Below are 20438 nucleotides of genomic sequence, written 5' to 3'. Positions count from 1 at the left end.
GCGTGGCACCGGCGAGGGGCGCGGGGGCGCGGCGTGTCGTGTCGCGGGAGCCGGGGCGGCCGCGCCCCGGTGAGCCGGCCGGCCGGGGCTCGCCCCGGGGCCGTCCGGTGGATCGGGGCCGGACCGGCCCTAATCCGCCACCGCCTCCACGATCGACGGGAACGCCGCCGTCGGCAGCACCCGCGTCAGCCGGAAGCCTCCGGCCGAAAGCAGCGTCGCGAACTCCTCCGCGGTGCGCTCCTGCCCGTCCAGCAGCGCCATCATCGCCACATCCATCGTCTTGCCGAAGTGCGGCGCATTGCCCGGCGCCAGGACGCAGTCGACGATCAGCAGCCGGCTGCCGCGGACCATCGCGCCACGGCAGGTGCGCAGAATGCGCCGGCAGTCCTCGTCGGGCCAGTCGTGCAGCACATGCTTGAGCACATAGACGTCCCCGCCCTCCGGCACGGACGCGAAGAAGTCGCCCTCCTCGGTGCGCCAGCGGCCCTTGAGCTCGTCACCGTCCAGCAGATGGTGGGCCAGCGGCGGCGGCTGGTCGAAGAGCACGCCGGTCAGCTGCGGATGGCGGCGCAGCGCGGCGCGCAGCAGACCGCCGCGGCCGCCGCCGACGTCCACGACCGTGCCGGTCTCCGGGAATGGATACGCGGCGACCACCGCCTCGTCCACCGGCCCGGACAGCGCCGACATCCCGCTGTCGAAGAGCTGCCGCCGGTCCGGATCCGACCCCAGATGTGCGAAGAACGGCGTCCCGAAGACCCGCTCGAAGGCCGCGCCGCCCTCCCGCACCGTCTCCGGCATCAGCGCCGAGGTCCGCAGCAGCAGCTCATCGGTGATCAGCATGACGGCGGGGTGCAGCGAGTCGGGGACGTCGGTGCGCAGCGGTCTGGCCGCCGGGGTCAGCTGATAGGCGCCCGAGGCGTCCTCGCGGAAGATGCCGCGGGCGGCCAGGTAGCGCAGCACCCGGCGCAGATGCGGGGCGTGGGTGTCGGTGGCGACGGCCAGCTGCTCGGCGGTGCGCGGGCCCTCGGCCAGGTGGTCGGCGATGCGGTAGTGGGCCGCGGTGCGCAGCGCGGCGGAGAAGAGGTGGCCCATGGCCTGGTCCATCAGGTGGGCCGCGAGGTCGTTGGGCGCGCCGTGCGGCGGGGTGGATGCGGTCGTCAATGTCAGCCTCCGGTCAACGGCTCGGGTGGGCGGGCGGGTAAACGGTCGCAGTCGGGGGCGCGGGTGTCACGGGGCGGCCGCGGCCGACCCACGAAGTCCGGCCAGCCCGGGCGCGTACGGACCCGTGCCGTCCGGTACGTCCACCAGGGGGTGCGGGCACACCCGTTCATGGTCGAATGCCCGTATGAGCGACAGTGACCACCTCCGCCTTGTCAGTGACGCCTCCGGTTCCGTCGACGTTGCCCCCGGCCCCGACGGTGACCGGCCCAGCCCGGCAGGCGTCACCCCCCGCCCCGTTATCGACTCCGTCCTGGCCCCGCTCGACGGCCGCCTCGCCGACCTGGTGGCGCTCTACGAGGACCTGCACCGCCACCCCGAACTCGGCTTCCAGGAAACCCGTACGGCCGCCGAGGCCGCCCGCCGGCTGACCTCGTACGGCTATGACGTCACCACCGGCATCGGCGGCACCGGCGTCACCGGCGTACTGCGCAACGGCCCCGGCCCGGTGGTCCTGCTGCGCGCCGACATGGACGCCTTGCCCGTCACCGAACGCTCCGGCCTCGACTACGCCTCCACCACGCCCGGCCGGATGCACGCCTGCGGCCACGACGTGCACGTCACCTGCCTGCTGGGCGCCGCCGACCTGCTCGCGGCGGCGCGCGACCACTGGTCCGGCACCCTGATCGCGCTGTTCCAGCCCGCCGAGGAGGTCGGCAACGGCGCCCAGGCCATGCTGGACGACGGCCTCTACAGCAAGGGCCTGGTGCCCGTCCCCGATGTGGTGCTGGCCCAGCATGTCGCCCCGTTCGGCGCCGGGTTGATCGCGTACTGCCCCGGTGCCTGCATGGCCGCCGCCGACACCCTGGAGATCACCTTCCACGGCATCGGCGGACACGGCTCCCGCCCGGAGACCACCGTCGACCCCATCCTGATGGCGGCCTCGTTCGTCCAGCGGGTGCAGTCCGTCGTGGCCCGCGAGGTCGCCCCCAAGGACCAGGCCGTCGTCAGCATCGGCTCCTTCCACGCCGGGGACACCGCGAACGTCATCCCCGACCAGGCCGTCGTACGGCTCAGCGTCCGCACCTTCGACGAGACGGTGCGGGCCCGGGTCCTGGCCGCCATCGACCGCATCGCCGGCGCCGAGGCGACCGCCTCCGGCGCCGACCGCGCCCCGCAGACGAAGATCCTCGACTCCTTCCCCGTCACCGTCAACGACTCCCGGACCCTGCGCAAGGTCAACGAGGAATTCACCCAACTCTTCGGCCCGCAACGGCTGTTCGCCTACGACCCGGCGTCGGGCAGCGAGGACGCCGGAGTCCTGGCGACCGCCGCCGAGGCGCCGCTGTACTACTGGTGGCTGGGCGGCTGGGACCCGGAGGAATTCCGTACGGCCCTGGCGGCGGGGCGGCTGGCGCAGGACATCCCGTCCAACCACTCGCCGTACTTCGCGCCGGTGGCGCGGCCGACGCTGACGATGGGCGTACAGGCGCTGACGGCCGCGGCGATGAACCGGCTGGAGGCGGCCGGCAACTGACCACGGACCGGCCCGGCGCCGGCGCCGCCGCCTCCGGCGCCGACCGCGCCCCGCCCGTTGACCTTGCCCTTGGGGAAAGGCCCAGCATCGGCCGTACCGGGCGAAGGACCCGGTACGAGGAGGGCGGACAGGTGGACGGGAACGGCGGCACGGCCGACGGCCTGCTGACCATCGGGGCGTTCGCCCGGGCCTGCCGGCTCTCACCCAAGGCGCTGCGCCTGTACGACGACCTCGGCCTGCTCACCCCGGACCGTGTCGACCCGTACAACGGCTACCGCCGCTACGCCCCGGCCCAGCTGGAGCGCGCGCGGCTGGTCGCCCTGCTGCGGCGGCTCGGCATGCCGCTGGCCCGCATCCGCGAGGTGTGCGAGCTGGCGCCCGGCCCGGCGGCCGAGGCGGTCGCCGCGTACTGGGCGCAGGTCGAGGCCGACACCGCCGCCCGCCGGGACCTGGCCGCCTTCCTCGTCGACCAGCTGACCAGGAAGGACCACACCGTCATGACGACATCAGGCACCCCCGTACCCCCTCCCCTTCCCCTGACGATGCGCTGCGCCGCCGGGACCGACCGGGGGCTGGTCCGCCCGGCCAACCAGGACGCGGCGTATGCCGGCCCGCGGCTGCTCGCCGTGGCCGACGGCTGCGGCGAGCAGGGCGGCCCGGCCGCGGCCGCCGCGATCGACGCGCTGAAGCCCCTGGAGGACACCGATCCGGCCATCGGGGACCCGCTGACCGCCCTGGAGGAGGCGGCCCGCCGCGCCGACCGGGCGGCCCCGGCCGCGGACGGGGCGACGGGCTGCACCCTGACCGCGCTGCTCCGCTCCGGCTCGCGGCTGGGGCTGCTGCACGTGGGGGACTCGCGCGCGTACGTCCTGCGCGACTCCGGCCTCTTCCGCATCACCCACGACCACAGCGTGGTGCAGTCCCTGATCGACGAGGGCCGGCTCACCCCGGAGGAGGCGCCGTCGCACCCCGACCGCGCGCTGCTGCTGCGTGCCCTCGGCGGAGGCACCGAATTCGCCCCCGATCTCCAGCTCCTGGAGGCCCGGCCCGGCGAGCGGTACCTGCTGTGCACCGACGGGCTCTGGGGGGTGGTGCCGGCCGACGCGATGCGGGACGTCCTCACCGCGGCACCCGGCCCCGAGGACGCCGTACGGCACCTGATCGCCCTGGCCCACGAGGCGGGCGCACCGGACAACGTGGGGTGCGCGGTGGGGGAGGTGAGGGTGGCGCGGGGGGACGGCTCCGGAGACTAAGGCCCGCCGTCCGGGCCGGATGGTCTTGCGCGGACCGGGTCGTAAGGGAAGGGGCGCAGCTGCACGCGCTGCGCCCCACCCCTCATACGCGGCGATCGCCGGCATCGGTCACCGCGTACGCATCCGCCGGGTCAGCCGAGGGTCTTGGACACCCAGTCCTTGAAGGAGTGGATCTCGGTGTAGACGTCCGGCGATTCGCCGCAGACGTGACCCACGCCGCGGCTGTCGACGCCGACGATCTGCCAGCGGCCGGCGACCTTCTTCAGCAGCGGGGAGCCGGAGTCGCCGCCGCACGGGCCGAACTTCCCGGTGGGGTTGTCGGTGCACACATCGCCCTTGTGGATGCCCCAGGAGTCGTCACCGTCCGGGCCCTTCACACACCTGGGCGTGTCGGCCGGGATGGTCTTGGTGTCGAGCTGCTGGAGGGCCTTCGGGAGCTTGTCCTGGCCCTTGTCCGTCGGGTTGGTGTAGCCCCAGCCGATCTCCCGGACCGCGACACCGGCGGGCGTCGCCGAGGACGCCATCGCGACCGGCGCCTGCGACACCTTCTTGCTCAGGTGCAGCAGCGCGAGGTCGTTGCCGATGTTGCGGTCGTCCGACGCGACATAGTCCGGGTGCACTGTGACGCTCTTGACGCCCACGACGGTGCCGCCGGTGGTCCGGTCGTTGGAGCCGATGCGTACCGTGAACTCCTTGGCCGGGACGACCTCGGTCTTCCCGTCCGCGCCCGGCTTGGAGACGCAGTGCGCCGCGGTGACCACCCAGTCGCCGCGGATCAGCCCGCCGCCGCAGGTGAAGGCCTCCGGCTTGCCCCAGCCGCCGTGGATCGCGGCCATGAACGAGTAGGCGGGCGCCGCGCCGCCGCCGATGATCTTCGGTGAGTTGTCACCGGGCCCGGGGTCGGAAGCCGCTCCGGCCGTTCCCGCCATCGCCCCGACGAGCATGGTCGCGGCGACCGCGACCGGCGCGTAACGCGCCCGCTTGACGGCGCTCTTCAACTTCGTACCGCGTGTCACGTATGAAGTGCCCTTTCGAACGTAAGTTCAACTTCGGTACCTCGTCGGCCACTTGGGTCGTTCCGTGCAGTCGGAGGATGAGTGGCTCAGCAGTCCCGGAAGTAACAGGAGTCACAACAGTCGCAGGGGGCGCATGAGCTGCGGTATCCGTTGTCGTACTCAGGTGGCGGGCGGTGAACTAGGTATCTGTGGACGGGAGTTGAGGTGTCCGACGTCAACCTGTGCGGCCGTTTCGGCGTCTGTCCGTCCTATGCCAGGCCCTTGAGCATCCCCTTGAAATACAGCTGGGGCAGTCCGTAGCGCTTGAGGAACCACATGTCCGTGCGCTCCCGGGTGGTGTCCAGGAAGGGCAAGGAGGGGGCGGGCCGCAGGTCGTAGTCGAACTCGGCGAGGAGCATCTTGTGGCGGGCGGTGACCAAGGGGCAGGAGGTGTAGCCGTCGTAGCGGGCGGCGGCGGGGCGGCCCCGCAGGCCGGAGAGCAGGTTGGCGACGACGACCGGGGCCTGCTTGCGGATGGCCGCGCCCGTCTTCGACGTGGGGAGATTGGCCACGTCGCCCAGCGCGAACACCTCGGGGAAATCAGGGTGCTGGAGGGTTTCCCGGTCCGCCTTGACGTACCCGTAGGGGGAGTCGGGGTCGGCGAGCGGGCCGTCCGAAAGCCACTCGGGGGCGCGCTGCGGCGGCACGGCGTGGAGGAGGTCGTAACGGATCGTCTCGGTGGCCCCGGTGGCGTGGTCGGTGATCACGGCCTCGCGGGCGGCGCCGTCCAGGGCCGTCATCTCCGACCGCAACCGCACCTCGATGCCGTAGCGCCGGACCGTCTCCTCCAGTGCACGGGAGAACACCGGCACCTTGAACATCGCGGACTCCGGCAGCACGAGGATCGTACGGATCGCGCCCAGGACGCCGCGCTTGCGCCAGTGGTCGGCCGCCAGATACGCGATCTTCTGCGGGGCGCCGCCGCACTTCACCGGGCCGGACGGCATGGTGAACACCGCCGTTCCCCGCCGCATCCGGCGTATCAACTCCCAGGTGTGCGGGGCGAGGTCGGGCCGGTAGTTGCTGCTGACGCCGCCGTGGCCGAGGGCCGTGGCGAGACCGGGTACGCCGTCCCAGTCGAGCTGCAGCCCCGGCGCGAGGACCAGGCGCCCGTACGTGAGGGTCCGGCCGGATGCCGTGGTGACCGTACGCGTGGCCGGATCGACGGCCGCCGCGCGCTCGCGCAGCCAGCGCACGCCGGGCGGCATCACCTCCGCCTCGGTGCGCAGCGCGGCACGCAGCGGCGCCTGGCCGCCGCCGACCAGCGTCCACAGCGGCTGGTACCAGTGCGTTTCCGAGGGCTCCAGCAGCGCGATGTCCCGTACACCGGCGCGGCGTAACCGGGCGGCGACGGTGATGCCCGCGGTGCCTCCGCCGACGATCACGATCTGGTGGTGGGGGGTGGCAGGGGGCGTCATGGGGTTCCTCCAGTAGGGGTGTGCTGTTGCGGACCGCGCCGCCACAGGCGGGGCGGGGCCGTCACAGGCGGGGTATGGCGGTGGCCGCCACGGCGACCGCGAGGACGGTGACGAGAGAGGCGAAAGCCCTGGTCAGGGCCGATGCGGGCAGGCGGGCGGCGAGACGGTTGCCAAGGTAGCTGCCCACCGCCGTACAGGCCGCGAAACCGGCCAGCAGGGGCCAGTCCAGGGCGCCGGTACCGGCCCTGGTGGCCAGCGCCGTGGCCGCGTTGATGAGAATGACGAGAAGCGACGTCCCGATGGCGACCGGCATCTCCAGGCCCAGTACGAGCGTGAGCGCCGGTACGACGACGAAGCCGCCGCCGACGCCGAAGAAGCCGGTGAGCAGGCCGACGGCGGAGGCGGTGAGGGCGATGTGGGCGGGGTGACGGCGGGCGCTCGCCGGCTGCCGGTCCTGCTGCTCCTGGCTCTCCCGCCGCTCTCGGTTCCCTCGCCGCTCCCGTAACAGCAGCGCCGCCGCCACCGCCAGCATCAGCCCCGCGAACGCCGCCATCAGCACCGTCGGATCCAGCGCCGCGCTCCACCGCGTGCCGAGAAAGCTGCCCGCCGTGCCCAGCGCGCCGAAGGCCGCCCCCGCCGCCCAGCGGATCCGCCCCGCGCGGGCATGGCAGACCAGGCCCGTCACCGCGCCGACCGCGACGACGATCAACGCGCCCGCAGTGGCCTCGTGCGGAGACTGGCCGAGCAGATAGACCAGCGCCGGAACGGCCAGGATCGAACCACCGCCGCCGAGCGCACCCAGCAGCACCCCGATCAGCAACCCGCACGGCAGCGCCGTAACGGCTAAGACGACGGACACGCTACGCGGACGGAAACGCGACCGAGGACGGAGCCGCGGCCCGCGGCGCCAGCGCGACGGCCCCGCTCGCGTCGGACCACTCCGCGACGAAAGCGAACCGGTCGCCGCGGACCACCGTCTCGCGCCACTCCACCGGCCGCTCCCCGGCCCGCCCCAGCCGCTCGATCGCGAACGCCGCCTCCCGGTCGGCCAGCCCCAGCAGCCACGCCTGCCGGATGTCCGGCAGGAACGGCTGGATCCGCTCGCGGCCACCGGTGACCTTCACCCCGCAGCGCCGCGACAGTTCGCCGTAGAGCGAGGTGTGCCCGAAGCCGGCCGACAGCAGCGGCTCGGCGATCTCGGCGGGCAGATACGCGGTGTCGTGGGCGAGCGGCTCGCCGTCCGCCAGCCGCAGCCGCTCCAGCACGATCAGCGGCGCGTCCGGGACCAGCCCCAGCTGCCCCGCGACCGTCCCGTCCACCGTCCGCTCCAGCCGCAGCACCTCGCTGCGCTGCTCCACGCCCTGGCCCTCCAGCTCGCGGAAGAGGCTGTAGAGCGAGCCGAGCGGCTGCTGTATGCGGCGGGTGTCCAGGCGGCTGGCGCGGCCGCGTTCGGCGATCACCAGGCCGTCGGCGCGCAGCGTGCGCAGCGCCTCGCGGACGGTGTGCCGGCTGACCTCGTACTCGCTGGTGAGCCGGTGCTCCGCCGGGAACTCCTGGGCGAACGCGCCGGCTTCCATCCGCCGCCGCAGGTCGGCGGAGAGCTGGGCCCACAGGGGGAGCGGCGAGCGCCGGTCCAGGGGGCGCGGGCCGGGATCGGGGGAGTCCGGCTGGCGGGTCGTCATGGATTCCTCCGCGGGCGGGCGTACGGGGATGTGTGCGGCGGGGGTGGACTTGTTGCCGCCCACCGCGCTGCTTAATGTACGTACATCCGTGCATCCGCACAACGGACCGTGCCCGAGCGGGCCTTGGGCACACCCCCCTGGAGGCCACCGTGCACTTCGCGCAGTACTACCTCGACTGCCTCTCCCAGGCGTCGTACCTCATCGGCGACCGGACCACCGGACGCGCCGTCCTCGTCGACCCCCGCCGCGACATCGACGACTACCTGCGCGACGCGGACGAGGTCGGCCTGCGCATCGAACTCGTCATTGAGACGCACATTCACGCAGACTTCCTCTCCGGCCATCTCGAACTGGCACGCGCGACCGGCGCCACCATCGCCTTCGGCGAGGCCGCCGCGACCGGGTTCCCCATCCGGCGGTTACGGGACGGCGAACGGATCTCGCTGGGGGCCTCCGACGACGAGGGCGTCACCCTCACCGTCCTCGCCACCCCCGGCCACACCCTTGAGTCCCTCTGCCTGGTCATCCATGAACACCCGGACGACGCCGTGCCGTTCGGCGTACTGACCGGCGACACCCTCTTCGTCGGCGACGTCGGCCGCCCCGACCTGCTCTCTGCCGCCGGGCACTCCCCGGAAGAAATGGCCGTACGGCTGCACCACTCCCTGCACACCAAACTCATGGTTCTCCCGGATGCGACCCGGGTCTTTCCCGCACACGGCGCCGGCTCGGCCTGCGGCCGCAACCTCTCCACCGAGACCAGCTCCACCATCGGCGACCAGCGGCGCCTCAACTACGCCCTGCAATCCATGCCGGCCAGCGAATTCGTCCGGCTGATCACCGCGAGCCAGCCCGCCACGCCCGGCTACTTCGCGCACGATGCCGCCCTCAACCGGGACGGACACCCCCTCCTGGACGCCGCCCCCCTGGCGGCCCTCACCCTGGAAGAGGCCCGCACCGCCCGCGACGAGCACGGCGCCGCCCTCCTGGACTGCCGCCCCCTCGCCGCCTACACGCACGCCCACCTCACCGGCTCCCTGCACGCCGGCCTCGACACCCGGTTCGCCGAGTACGCCGGCAGCGTGGTGGCACCCGGTACCCCCATCGTCCTGCTCGCCGACCCCGGTACGGAGGCCGAGGCCCGCCTCCGCCTCGCCCGTATCGGCTACGACCGCGTCCTGGGGTATGTCCCCGATCCGGCGGCCGCCCTGGCCCTCCGGCCCGCACTGACCACCCGCAGCCGCCGGATCGGCGCCGACCAACTCCCCACCGGCCGATCTGCCGCCGACCGGCACCAGTTGATCGACGTCCGAAATGCGGCCGAATTCGAGGCCGGTGCGCTTCCCGGAGCCCGCAACATCCCCCTGGCCAGCCTCCCCGACCAGACCGCTCACCTGGACCGCGACCGGCCGGTGGTCGTGTACTGCCGCAGCGGGAACCGGTCGGTGATCGCGGCGGCACTGCTGGAGGCGCGGGGCTTCGGGGACGTGCGGGATGTGGTGGGGGGCTATCAGGCGGTGGCGGGGGAGGGGGCGGCACAGGTGGGGTGAAAGGGCGGTCGTCGGGGTGGGCGGGGGCGTCCGGGTGGGGTGAGGGGCGCCGGTGCCGAGGGGCTCGGACGACGGGGTGCCTTTCGCCCGTACGGAAGACATGCGGGAAACGCCGGGGGCGAGAGGGGATTGGAGGCACCGGAAGCGGGGCAGAAAGGCCCGGGTGCCCGCAGGAAGGCGGCGACGGGTGCGCGAAGGCCGACGCGGGCGCGGCACGCGACCGCATGGCATCGAACATCCATACACCGGACGTTCAGCGATCGTTGATCGCTCATGTTCATGCTGAACTGCATGTTGCACCGTGTGACGACAGAGCATGCAGATGACGCCCGGGACGATCAAGAGCCGCAGGCGTCGCGGATCGCCCTCACCTGGACCGGGGAGCCGGGCCGGATGGAGGAGCTGACGCATGGCATGCTCCTCGACCAGGCCGACCGCGCCGCCGCGGCGCTCAAGCGGCTCGGGGTGCGGGCCGGTGACCGGGTGGCGGTGCATCTGCCGCTGGTGCCCGAATCGGTGATCGCCACCCTCGCCTGCGGGCGCCTGGACGCGATCCGTACCACGCTGCCCGTCTCGCTCACGGTGCCCGAACTGGTCGCGCGGACCCGGGAGTCGGACGCCCGGGTGCTGATCACCGCGGACGCGGCGTTCTGGGACGGTGCCATCCGGCCCGTGAAGGCCGTGCTCGACCATGCGCTGGCGCGGGGCGGGGCCGCGGACCGCGGGGAGGGCCGTACCGTCCTGGTGGTGAACCGGTGTGCGCGGCCGGTCTCCTGGACGCCGGGGCGCGACCGGTGGTGGCACGAGGCGCTCGACGACGCATGAGCCGCGGGCCGGCGCCCCGGCGTGACGGTGCCGTCCCGTGCGCGACCCGCTCCGGCGCACGCATCACCGCCCGCCTGCGCCGCCGACTCGAGCAACGTCACCCGGACTTCACGACCTCGCCGACACCGCCACCAACCCCAGGTGACGCATCGGCCTCCCGAACCTCCCCGCCCTCCCTGTCGCTCCCTTCGTTTCCCTCGCCGCCGTCCGGGCTCCTGTTGCGGCGCACCACGTTCAGGTACTCGGCCACCGCATCCCGGTTCCGGATCAGGCACTCGATGCGCTCCGTCATGCGGTTGCGCTCGAGCTGCAACGTGGCGAGCATCTCCGGTGTCGCATCGGCGAAATGAATGATCCGCGGCTTGTCCAGGCAAGGGAGGATCTGCTTGATGATCCTGGTGGGCAGTCCGGCATCGAGCAGCCCTCTGATCTGCATGACCCGGTCCACGAAGCGCTCGTCGTAGTCGCGATACCCGTTCGCGGACCGACCGGCGGCGATCAGGCCCTGTTCCTCGTAATACCGCAGCAGCCGACGGGACGTACCCGTCCGCTCCGAGAGCTCTCCGATACGCATGCGCGCGCCTCACCCCTCTTGGCAGCAACGAACCCTCACATCAATGTGATGGCTCAACGTTACACAGCGCGCCCCCGCAGCACAGCCGGCTCGGCCCCACCACGCCCGGTCCCCCGCGCGCCCCACCCCCGTACCCTGAAGAGGTGAGCACCACCCGCGAACCCGAACCCGACCCCGCACCGGCCCCGGTCGGTAAGACGCCTGCCGCTCGGCCCGCCGCGAGCGAGGAGCCCGAGGCGGCCCGGCCCGCCGTGCGGCCCGCTGCGCTGATCTTCGACGATCCGCTGGACCAGCAGTCCTCGGACGACACCGACCGCGGCTGGGGTGAGCGCCCCACGGGCTCCGGCAGTGCGGCCGACCTCGCCCGCTTCCTCGACGAAAAGCCGCCCCACCACCTCTGAGCGAGGCGATGGGGCGGCGGTGCCGGTCCCGGGTGCCCGCTCCTACTGCTGCGTCTTCTGCGCGATGACGGTGGCCGTCGCGGCGGACGCCGGGACCGAGCCGTTGCGCTGGGCGATGAGGGCGTCGCGGATCTCGATGAGCAGCTCGACCTCGGTCGGGTCGGCGGGGGCGTCGTCGACCGGCTTCTTCGCGTCCTGGCGGGCCTTCCACTTGTTCATCGGAAGGATCATGAGGAAGTAGACGACCGCGGCGGTGATCAGGAAGGTCAGCGCGGCGCTGAGCACCGAGCCCCACAGGATGTAGATGCCGTCGGTGAATGCGCCGGTCTTCCGGTCCGGGTGGCAGCTGGCGCTGAGGCAGCTCTTGTAGTTGTCGAGGTTCTGCGAGCCGAAGGCGCCGATGATCGGGTTGATCACGCCCTTGACCACGGCATTGACGATGTTGGTGAACGCCGCACCGACGACGACCGCGACCGCGAGCTCGATGACGTTTCCGCGCATCAGGAATTCCTTGAATCCCTGCAGGACGCCCTTGTTCTCGCTCACCTGACAGCCTCTTTCCACGCTCGGTACGGACGGTGCAGCAACAATCAGCACCGCAACTTACGGCAGGGCAGGGCGGCGGTGTCCAGTCGCGCAACACGAACCGGCGATCGACCGGAGCGTCAGTGCGGATCCGGCGGATTGGCCTTCCCCAGGCTCCCGAGAGAGGCAGGGGGCACCTCCACCCCGGAGAAGCTTTGCGTGCGAGCGGAACGGATGCCACTCGATCTTGGGGCACGACTACCGCCCTCCGGAGAGCGCCGCCGCCGGGCAGCCCGCCGCCGGAGCCGTTCGTACGGCACCATACGAAACGCCGGTGGCCAGTGCTGCGGCGGCCATCGCCAGTGCGGCCGAGAGCAGGCGCCGTCGTGTCACCCGCCGCCATCGGCATCGGCCGCCGACGGCCCGTACCGGCGCGAAGTGGGGCACTTCACACGTCGGGGGAGTCGGGAGCGGCGGGTCGGGGAGCGGGGGCAGGGGGAGCCTTGAATCGGCCGAGGGAAGGTCGAGGGAGGGACGGAGCATCGTGGTCACCGCCTGTTGCGTGAGTGCGGAATCCGGGCCGGTGATCACCGGCGATCACCACCGTGCCGGAATTTCTCGCAGCCCGCTTCGGGCTGTGGAGGAACCCGTGTCTGTGGACAACTCGGTCACCCTCAGGCGCCTCCTGCGCCTCCTGCGCCCCCGAGTTCCCCGATGCCCCTGACGATTCCCCCGCGGCGCCCCTACGGCAGCTCGATGCCCAGATCCCAGCCCTCGAGGGAGGTAGGACAGGGGCAGTCGCGGGCCGCGGCGTCGGGGAGGGCGGCCACCGCGTCGAAGAGGACCTCGCGCAGCCGGCCGACGTTCTGGCCGAAGACCTTGAGGACCTCTTCGTGGGAGACGCCGTCGCCGGTCTCGGTGCCCGCGTCCAGGTCGGTGACCAGGGTCAACGAGGTGTAGCAGAGGCCGAGTTCCCGGGCGAGTACGGCCTCGGGGTGGCCGGTCATGCCGACCACCGACCAGCCCTGCGCGGCGTGCCAGCGGGACTCGGCGCGGGTGGAGAAACGGGGGCCTTCGATGACGACGAGGGTGCCGCCGTCGACCGGTTCCCAGTTGCGGCCGCGGGCGGCCGTCACCGCGCTCCGGCGTCCGGTGGGGCAGTACGGGTCGGCGAACGAGACATGGACGATGTTCGGGATGTCGCCGCCCGGCAGCGGCTCGCCGTCGAAATAGGACTGGGAGCGGGACTTGGTGCGGTCGACGAGCTGGTCGGGGACGAGCAGCGTGCCGGGGCCGAATTCGGGGCGCAGGCCGCCGACGGCGCACGGGCCGAGAACCTGCCGTACGCCGACCGAACGCAGCGCCCACAGGTTGGCGCGGTAGTTGATGCGGTGCGGGGCGAGGTGGTGCCCCCGACCGTGCCGAGGGAGGAACGCGACCCGGCGGCCGGCCACTTCGCCCAGGAAGAGGGAGTCGCTGGGCGGCCCATAGGGGGTGTCTACTGTGATCTCGGTCACGTCGTCGAGGAAGGAGTAGAGCCCCGAGCCGCCGATAACGCCAATCTCCGCGTCAGACATGCCGGTCACACTATCGGGGCAGCCGGACCCGCCGCGGCGGGGGACCCCCGCCCCTTGAGGGCCCGGGGCAGGCCAAAAAAGCCGCGGACCCCGCCGTCGGCGACGGCGGGGTCCGGAGAAGTGCTGGTCAGGCGGCGGAGCTGCTGCTCGTGGACGACGAAGACGACGCCGTCGAGGACGAGGAGGACGCCGAGGACGACGAGGTCGTCGACTTGGAGTCCGAGCTGCCGGACGAGTCCGAGGAGGACGAGCCGCTCGTGCTGGAGGCGCTCTTCGCCGGGCTGCTGCTGGACGACGAGCCGCGGCTGTCGTTGCGGTAGAACCCGGAGCCCTTGAAGACGATGCCGACCGCGGAGAACACCTTCTTGAGGCGTCCGTCGCAGCTGGGGCACTCGGTCAGCGCGTCGTCGGTGAACTTCTGCACGGCCTCAAGGCCCTCGCCGCACGCGGTGCACTGGTACTGGTAGGTCGGCACTTGACTTCCTCCTGGCACTCTCACTCATTGAGTGCTAACGACGATCCATAGTGCAGTATTCCCGCCCGTCAGTCCACTGTGACCGGCGTACGGTGACCGACTCCACGTTCGGCCGGGCGGCCGCCCCGCGTCCGGTCAGGCGCTCGCCAGCTCCAGCTCCCGGTCCTCGGCGGCGGCGGTGGTCCGGTCGTCCGCGTCCTCCGCGACGCTGCCGGTGACCACGGTCGACGAACGCGGCAGCAGGTGCGCGCGCAGCGTCAGCAGCACCGCCAGCGCCAGCGCCGTACCGGCCAGCGGCACCAGGAACCCGGCACTCGGGCCGAAGCGGTCCGCCAGCTGGCCGGCCGAGGAGGCCGCGGCCGCCTGGCCCAGCGCCACCGCGCCGGTCAGCCATGTGAAGGCCTCCGTGCGGGCGGCGGCCGGCACCAGCGTCTCGACCAGGGTGTACCCGGAGATCAGGGCCGGGGCGATGCACAGGCCGATGATCAGGCCGACGGCGGCCAGCAGCGGCACCGCGGTCACCGCCCACAGCGGGGTGGTGGCCAGCGCCAGCAGCCCGTAGGCCACCAGGAGGCGGCGCCGCGGGCCGACCTTCCAGCTGATGGCGCCGCAGGCGATGCCCGCCATCATGTTGCCGGCCGCGAAGATCCCGTAGAGGACGCCGTTGATGCCAGGGTGTCCGATGTGCTCGGTGAAGGCGGTCAGCGAGACCTGCATGCCGCCGAAGACGGTGCCGATGCCGAGGAACGCCACGATCAGTACGCGTACGCCGGGCACCGAGAGCGCCGAGACGCGCGGCCGGTCGTTGTCCTGCGCCCGGTGGACGGGCGGCTGGGTGCGCCGCTGGGAGGCGAACAGCAGCCCGCCGGCCAGGGTGAGGGCGGCCTCGGTGATCAGGCCGGCGGCCGGGTGGATGCCGGTGCACAGCGCGGTGGCCAGCACCGGGCCGACGACGAAGGTGAACTCGTCGGTCACCGACTCGAACGCGGCGGCCGTCGGCATCAGTGGGCTGCCGCCCAGCGTCGCCGCCCAGCGGGCCCGGACCATCGGGCCGACCTGCGGTGTCGAGGCGCCGGTGGGGACGGCCACCGCGAGCAGCGCCCACAGGGGGGCGTGCGCGAGGGCGAGGACGATCAGGGCCACGACGCCGGCGACATGCACCGCGACGCCGGGGAGCAGCACCGCGCGCTGGCCGAAGCGGTCGGCGAGCTTGCCGCTCTGCGGGGCGAACAGCGCCATCGAGACGCCGGTGGCGGCGGTCACCGCGCCCGCGGTGCCGAAGGAGCCGGTGGTGGACTGGACGAGCAGGGTGATGCCGATCGTCAGCATCGCGAACGGCTGCCGGGCCAGAAAGCCGGGCAGCAGGAATGTCCATGCACCGGGGGTGCGCAGCAGTTGTCCGTATCCGGGACGGGAGTCCTTGACCGCGGGTGCCACGGCCGGGCCTTTCTGCTGCCTGGTAGCGCGCAGCCGCGAGGTCGTCACGGTACGCGCCGAGAGCTGTCCTCTCGCGCAGGACCGAGTGATACCGCGTGGTCCGCACCGGGGAAGTGGCTGCGCTTGTGGCAGAGGACCGCGGCCGCCGAGCGGTCGCGCCAGCTCTGCGTCAGGCAGAGTTGGTTCGTTTATTGCCTCTTCATACTACAGGTCGAGGCGCGTGAAGCCCTGGGATTAACCAGGGCTTCACGCGGAATTCCTTGGTATCCGTGGAGAGATACCGCACATACCGGCCGGTCGGAGTCAAGGTGGACGCCGGTCGACTCGATCCGTGCCGACGTTCCGCCCCACGCCGTGCCGACGTCCTGCCCGGCTCCGTGCCGATCGCGGCCCCCGGACGGGAACCGCCTCACCCGGCCGAGCGCCGCCCGCGCCGCCGCTCCCCGGAATCGCCCGAATCCCCGGGCCGTGGGCCGCCGTGTCCGCCCGTCCCCAGCCAGCCGGCCAGCTTGCCGCCCTGGGAGACCGCCTGGAGCCGCCGCTCGGCCGCGTCCCGTACCGGATCGGTGGCCACCACCAGCAGCTCGTCGCCGCGCCGCAGCACGGTCGAGGGCGACGGTACGAAGCTGGAGCCGTCCCGGACGATCAAGGTGACGGCGGCGCCGGCGGGCATCCGCAGCTCGCCGACCTCGACGCCGTGCATCCGCGAGACGGGCCCGATGGACGTGGACAGCAGATGGCCGCGCAGCCGCTCCAGAGGGGCCGACTCGATGCCCAGGTCGGCGGCCTCCTCGCCGTCGCCCAGCCGAAGCCGCCGGGCGAGCCACGGCAGCGTCGGGCCCTGGATGAGGGTGTAGACCACGACCAGAACGAAGACGATGTTGAAGACGCGTTCGCTGCCCGGGATGTCGGTGACCATCGGGATGGTGGCCAGGACGATGGGCACCGCGCCGCGCAGGCCGGCCCAGGACAGCAGGGTCTTCTCCTGCCAGTCCATCCGGAACGGCAGCAGGCTCACGAAGACCGACAGCGGGCGCGCCACGATCGTCAGGATCATGCCGATGAGCAGCGCCGGAACGATGTCGTCGAGGAGGTTGTGCGGGGTGACCAGCAGGCCCAGCAGGACGAACATGCCGATCTGCCCGATCCAGCCGAGCCCCTCGGCGAAGCCGCGGGTGGCCGGGGAGTGCGGCAGCTTGGCGTTGCCGAGGATCATCGCGGCCAGATAGACGGCGAGGAAGCCGGAACCGTGCGCCAGGGCGCCGGCCGCGTAGGCGGAGACCGCGATGGCCATGACGGCGATCGGGTAGAGACCGGAGGCGGGCAGCGCCACATGCCGCATGCCGTACGCGCCGAGCCAGCCGACCGCCAGCCCTACGGCGGCGCCGATGGTCAGCTCCAGGGCTATCTCGCCGATCAGGGTGTACCAGTGCTCGACCGGCCCGGCCGTGGAGAAGGCCACGACGAGGATGACGACCGGGGCGTCGTTGAAGCCCGATTCGGCTTCCAGGACACCCGTCAGGCGGGCGGGGAGCGGGACGCTGCGCAGTACGGAGAAGACCGCGGCCGCGTCCGTCGAGGAGACCACCGCGCCGATCAGCAGCGCCTGACGCCATTCGAGCCCGGCCAGATAGTGCGCTCCGGCCGCGGTGACCCCCACGCTCACCGCGACGCCGACCGTCGAGAGCATCGCCGCCCGGGGCAGCGCCGGCCGGATTTCCTTCCACTTCGTGCCCAGGCCGCCCTCCGCGAGGATCACGACGAGGGCCGCATAGCCGAGGAGTTGGGTCAGCTCGGCATTGTCGAAGACGACGCCGCCGAGGCCGTCCTGCCCTATGGCGATGCCTATCCCCAGGTAGATGAGCAGGCTGGGGAGCCCGCTGCGCGAGGAGAGCCGTACCGCGGCCACCGCGATGAGCAGTACGAGCGAGCAGACCAGCAGGAGTTGATTGAGGTGGTCGACAGTCAGGAGCTGGTCCTTTCTCGCACGCGGGCCGGATGGGGGCGGGTCCTTACGGGCCTTTGCAGGGCGTTACGGACCTACGATCCTTACCGTATCTAGTTACTGAGACTAACAATTTACCATTACTTGAAAGTCGGATGTGCTGGTAGTGACTCCGCGTAGGGCTCGCCGGAGCCGTGCGCCTATGGTTGCTCCAGCACTCCCACCCTGCCCCTCGAAGGACAGAGATGCCCGCCAACAAGTCCGGCCCTGCCCCAAAAAAGAAGAAGGGGCGGCGCGGCCGCCTCGTCGCCATCACGGTCGTGCTGCTGCTCGTGGCGGGCATCGGCTTCGGCGCGTACTGGGGCGTCAGTACCGTGCGCGCCTCGTTCCCGGAGACCACCGGGTCGCTCAAACTCCCGGGGCTGACGAAGCCGGTGGACGTCTCGCGCGACGGCAACGGCATTCCGCAGATCTACGCCGACACCGACGAGGACCTCTTCCGCGCCCAGGGCTACGTCCAGGCCCAGGACCGCTTCTGGGAGATGGACGTCCGCCGTCACATGACGGCCGGCCGCCTGTCGGAGATGTTCGGCAAGAGCCAGGTCAAGAGCGATGAATTCCTGCGCACGCTGGGCTGGCACCACGTGGCGCAGAAGGAATACGACACCAAGCTGTCGCCGAGCACCAAGAAATATCTCCAGGCCTACTCCGACGGCGTCAACGCCTACCTCAAGGGGCACCAGGGCTCGGCCCTGTCCCTGGAGTACGCGGCGCTGGGCCTCGAGAACGACTACACGCCCGGGAAGTGGACGCCGGTCGACTCGGTCGCCTGGCTCAAGGCGATGGCCTGGGACCTGCGCGGCAACATGCAGGAGGAGATCGACCGCTCCCTGATGACCAGCCGCTTCACCCCGGAGCAGATCGCCCAGCTGTACCCGAAGTACCCGTCCCAGCGGAACAAGCCGATCGTCGAGGGCGGTTCGGTCGACCCGGCCACCAAGAAGTACCGGCCCAAGGGCTCGGTCAACGCCGCCCCGGCCGGCACCGCCACCGCCGGCCTGCAGTCGCAGCTGTCCTCGCTGTCCAAGACCCTCGACAAGGTCCCCGCGCTGCTCGGCCCCAACGGCAACGGCATCGGCTCCAACTCCTGGGTCGTCTCCGGTGACCACACCACCACCGGCAAGCCGCTGCTGGCCAACGACCCGCACCTGGCGCCGCAGATGCCCTCGCTCTGGTATCAGATGGGCCTGCACTGCCGTACCACCGGCCCCCAGTGCAACTACGACGTCTCCGGCTTCACCTTCTCCGGCATGCCCGGCGTCGTCATCGGCCACAACCAGAACATCTCCTGGGGCATGACCAACCTGGGCGCCGACGTCTCCGACCTCTACCTGGAGAAGGTCAGCGCCGACGGGTACCTCTTCGACAACAAGCAGCGCCCGTTCCTCACGCGCAAGGAGACCATCAAGGTCGCCGGCGGGGAGACCCGTCACATCACGGTCCGCGCCACCAACAACGGGCCGATCGTCTCCGACCGCGACGACGAACTGACCGGCGTCGGCAAGGACGCACCCGTCGGCAACGCCGCACCGGACCGCGGCGACGGCTACGCCGTATCGCTGCGCTGGACCGCCCTGGACCCCGGCACGTCCATGGACGCCGTCTTCGAGCTCGGCCGCGCCAAGGACTGGAACGGCTTCCGCAAGGCCGCCGAGCACTTCGAGGTTCCCTCGCAGAACCTGATCTACGCCGACACCAAGGGCAACATCGGCTACCAGGCGCCCGGCCGGATCCCGGTCCGCGGCGCCGGCGACGGCACCTTCCCGGCGCCCGGCTGGGACCCGAAGTACGGCTGGAAGCGCTACATCCCGCAGCAGGCCCTGCCCTGGGAGTACAACCCCAAGCGCGGCTACATCGTCACCGCCAACCAGGCCGTCATCGACGAGGACAAGTACCCCTACCTCCTCACCAAGGACTGGGGCTACGGCGCCCGCAGCCAGCGGATCAACGACCTCATCCAGTCGAAGATCAAGGACGGCGGCAAGGTCTCCACGGACGACATGCAGGCCTTCCAGAAGGACAACAGCAGCGAGATCGCCCGGCTGCTGACCCCGTACCTCACGAAGATCGACATCAAGGACAAGTACGTCCGCGACGCCCAGCAGCTGCTGGAGGGCTGGGACTTCACCCAGGAGCCCGACTCCGCCGCGGCCGCCTACTTCAACGCCGTCTGGCGCAACACCCTCAAGCTCGCCTTCGGCAACAAGATGCCCAAGGAACTGCGGCTCGAGGGCCAGTGCCTCACCGTCCGCCCGGCCGACGAGACCGGCCCCGCCGACGACCTGAACAAGCTGGTCCGCGAATGCGGCGAGCGGGCCGCCGACTCGGCGCAGCCCGACGGCGGCGACCGCTGGTACGAGGTCGTCCGCAAGATCCTGGACGACCCCCACAACGCCTGGTGGACGACCGAGGACCGGCCCGGCCACCCCGGTGACAAGAACCGCGACCAGCTCCTCGCCGAGGCCATGAAGGACGCCCGCTACGAGCTGACCGCCAAGCTCGGCAAGAACATCGACAACTGGAGCTGGGGCCGCCTGCACCAGCTGTACCTGAACAACCAGACCCTGGGCACCGACGGCCCCGGCTTCCTGCAGGGCCTGTTCAACCGGGGCCCGTGGAACGTCGGCGGCGGCGAGGCCGCGGTCGACGCCACCGGCTGGAACGCCGCGGGCGGCTACAAGGTCACCTGGGTCCCGTCCATGCGGATGGTCGTCAACCTCGCCGACCTCGACAAGTCCCGCTGGATCAACCTCACCGGCGCCTCCGGGCACGCCTACAGCGCGCACTACTACGACCAGACCGACAAGTGGGCCAAGGGCGAACTGCTGCCCTGGGCGTTCAGTGAGTCGGCCGTCAAGAAGAAGGCGAAGGACACGCTGACGCTGACGCCGTAAGGCCGCGGACAGCATCAGCGCCGTCGGGCGGGCCGGGGAACTTCCCCGCCCGCCCGACGGCGTTCTCGGATC

17 protein-coding genes are annotated in these 20438 nt (G+C 71.7%); 6 read left to right on the top strand and 11 right to left on the bottom strand.

All coding sequences use genetic code 11. The features are described from left to right. Positions 1 to 129: 129 nt before the first annotated feature. The gene (locus ACIGWZ_RS20715; RefSeq protein WP_400067252.1) at positions 130 to 1104 is read right to left on the bottom strand and encodes a methyltransferase; all 975 of its coding nucleotides are present in this window, start codon (positions 1102 to 1104) and stop codon (positions 130 to 132) included. 241 nt (positions 1105 to 1345) lie between these two features. Between ACIGWZ_RS20715 and ACIGWZ_RS20710 the strand changes: the two genes are divergently transcribed. Next, positions 1346 to 2695: an amidohydrolase gene (locus ACIGWZ_RS20710; RefSeq protein WP_400066659.1), complete on the top strand. Its 1350-nt coding sequence runs from the start codon at positions 1346 to 1348 to the stop codon at positions 2693 to 2695. Between the two features lie 131 nt (positions 2696 to 2826). Further along, on the top strand, positions 2827 to 3948 hold the full coding sequence (locus tag ACIGWZ_RS20705; protein WP_400066657.1) for a MerR family transcriptional regulator: 1122 nt from the start codon (positions 2827 to 2829) through the stop codon (positions 3946 to 3948). A gap of 131 nt (positions 3949 to 4079) precedes the next feature. On the opposite strand, the gene ACIGWZ_RS20700 is transcribed toward ACIGWZ_RS20705, so the two are convergent. The 4 genes from ACIGWZ_RS20700 to ACIGWZ_RS20685 all read right to left on the bottom strand — a co-directional run bounded on the left by ACIGWZ_RS20700 (position 4080) and on the right by ACIGWZ_RS20685 (position 8103). Beyond that, the gene (locus ACIGWZ_RS20700; RefSeq protein ID WP_400066655.1) at positions 4080 to 4964 is read right to left on the bottom strand and encodes a S1 family peptidase; all 885 of its coding nucleotides are present in this window, start codon (positions 4962 to 4964) and stop codon (positions 4080 to 4082) included. Between the two features lie 248 nt (positions 4965 to 5212). Continuing rightward, a complete protein-coding gene (locus ACIGWZ_RS20695) occupies positions 5213 to 6421 on the bottom strand; it encodes an FAD-dependent oxidoreductase (protein ID WP_400066653.1) in 1209 nt (402 codons plus the stop codon). 61 nt (positions 6422 to 6482) lie between these two features. Beyond that, positions 6483 to 7280 (bottom strand): sulfite exporter TauE/SafE family protein, encoded by a 798-nt coding sequence (locus ACIGWZ_RS20690; protein ID WP_400066651.1) that lies wholly within the window; start codon positions 7278 to 7280, stop codon positions 6483 to 6485. Position 7281: 1 nt separating this feature from the next. After that, positions 7282 to 8103, bottom strand: a complete 822-nt coding sequence (locus ACIGWZ_RS20685; protein ID WP_400067250.1) for a GntR family transcriptional regulator — start codon at positions 8101 to 8103, stop codon at positions 7282 to 7284. A 149-nt stretch (positions 8104 to 8252) separates the two neighbouring features. Here ACIGWZ_RS20685 and ACIGWZ_RS20680 point away from each other — a divergent pair, with 149 nt between their 5' ends. Both ACIGWZ_RS20680 and ACIGWZ_RS20675 read left to right on the top strand, forming a co-directional pair. Beyond that, a complete protein-coding gene (locus ACIGWZ_RS20680) occupies positions 8253 to 9653 on the top strand; it encodes a rhodanese-like domain-containing protein (protein ID WP_400066649.1) in 1401 nt (466 codons plus the stop codon). A gap of 303 nt (positions 9654 to 9956) precedes the next feature. After that, positions 9957 to 10478 (top strand): AMP-binding protein, encoded by a 522-nt coding sequence (locus tag ACIGWZ_RS20675; protein WP_400066647.1) that lies wholly within the window; start codon positions 9957 to 9959, stop codon positions 10476 to 10478. 97 nt (positions 10479 to 10575) lie between these two features. On the opposite strand, the gene ACIGWZ_RS20670 is transcribed toward ACIGWZ_RS20675, so the two are convergent. After that, positions 10576 to 11052, bottom strand: coding sequence for a MerR family transcriptional regulator (locus tag ACIGWZ_RS20670; RefSeq protein WP_400066645.1), 477 nt, complete (start codon positions 11050 to 11052; stop codon positions 10576 to 10578). Between the two features lie 143 nt (positions 11053 to 11195). On the opposite strand from ACIGWZ_RS20670, the gene ACIGWZ_RS20665 reads away from it, so the two are divergent. After that, positions 11196 to 11453 carry a hypothetical protein gene (locus ACIGWZ_RS20665; RefSeq protein WP_400066643.1) on the top strand — a complete coding sequence of 86 codons (258 nt, stop codon included), beginning with the start codon at positions 11196 to 11198 and terminating at the stop codon, positions 11451 to 11453. A 42-nt stretch (positions 11454 to 11495) separates the two neighbouring features. Here the strand turns inward: ACIGWZ_RS20665 and mscL are convergent, their stop codons facing one another. The 5 genes from mscL to ACIGWZ_RS20640 form a co-directional block, all read right to left on the bottom strand. Next, on the bottom strand, positions 11496 to 11999 hold the full coding sequence (mscL, locus tag ACIGWZ_RS20660) for a large conductance mechanosensitive channel protein MscL (protein ID WP_400066641.1): 504 nt from the start codon (positions 11997 to 11999) through the stop codon (positions 11496 to 11498). Positions 12000 to 12721: 722 nt separating this feature from the next. Continuing rightward, a complete protein-coding gene (locus ACIGWZ_RS20655) occupies positions 12722 to 13555 on the bottom strand; it encodes an S-methyl-5'-thioadenosine phosphorylase (protein WP_400066639.1) in 834 nt (277 codons plus the stop codon). A 127-nt stretch (positions 13556 to 13682) separates the two neighbouring features. After that, positions 13683 to 14030 (bottom strand): FmdB family zinc ribbon protein, encoded by a 348-nt coding sequence (locus tag ACIGWZ_RS20650; RefSeq protein WP_400066637.1) that lies wholly within the window; start codon positions 14028 to 14030, stop codon positions 13683 to 13685. A 135-nt stretch (positions 14031 to 14165) separates the two neighbouring features. Next, positions 14166 to 15467, bottom strand: a complete 1302-nt coding sequence (locus ACIGWZ_RS20645; RefSeq protein ID WP_400066636.1) for an MFS transporter — start codon at positions 15465 to 15467, stop codon at positions 14166 to 14168. Positions 15468 to 15876: 409 nt separating this feature from the next. Next, complete coding sequence (locus tag ACIGWZ_RS20640; RefSeq protein WP_400067248.1) at positions 15877 to 17436, bottom strand: potassium/proton antiporter; 1560 nt, start codon at positions 17434 to 17436, stop codon at positions 15877 to 15879. A gap of 221 nt (positions 17437 to 17657) precedes the next feature. Here ACIGWZ_RS20640 and ACIGWZ_RS20635 point away from each other — a divergent pair, with 221 nt between their 5' ends. Further along, a complete protein-coding gene (locus ACIGWZ_RS20635) occupies positions 17658 to 20366 on the top strand; it encodes a penicillin acylase family protein (RefSeq protein WP_400066635.1) in 2709 nt (902 codons plus the stop codon). The last annotated feature ends 72 nt before the right edge of the window (positions 20367 to 20438 follow it).

This window comes from Streptomyces sp. NPDC053427 (assembly GCF_044544985.1).
In the GTDB taxonomy this organism is placed as follows: domain Bacteria; phylum Actinomycetota; class Actinomycetes; order Streptomycetales; family Streptomycetaceae; genus Streptomyces.
Note: the sequence above shows the minus strand (reverse complement) of the source record. Positions and strands in the feature narration are given on the sequence as shown.

Excerpts from the sequence above, each read along its gene's own strand:
- ACIGWZ_RS20710 (WP_400066659.1), top strand. The coding sequence starts at position 1,346 with ATGAGCGACAGTGACCACCTCCGCCTTGTCAGTGACGCCTCCGGTTCC.
- ACIGWZ_RS20685 (WP_400067250.1), bottom strand. The coding sequence starts at position 8,103 with ATGACGACCCGCCAGCCGGACTCCCCCGATCCCGGCCCGCGCCCCCTG.
- ACIGWZ_RS20655 (WP_400066639.1), bottom strand. The coding sequence starts at position 13,555 with ATGTCTGACGCGGAGATTGGCGTTATCGGCGGCTCGGGGCTCTACTCC.
- ACIGWZ_RS20695 (WP_400066653.1), bottom strand. The coding sequence starts at position 6,421 with ATGACGCCCCCTGCCACCCCCCACCACCAGATCGTGATCGTCGGCGGA.
- ACIGWZ_RS20715 (WP_400067252.1), bottom strand. The coding sequence starts at position 1,104 with ATGGACCAGGCCATGGGCCACCTCTTCTCCGCCGCGCTGCGCACCGCG.
- ACIGWZ_RS20635 (WP_400066635.1), top strand. The coding sequence starts at position 17,658 with ATGCCCGCCAACAAGTCCGGCCCTGCCCCAAAAAAGAAGAAGGGGCGG.
- ACIGWZ_RS20670 (WP_400066645.1), bottom strand. The coding sequence starts at position 11,052 with ATGCGTATCGGAGAGCTCTCGGAGCGGACGGGTACGTCCCGTCGGCTG.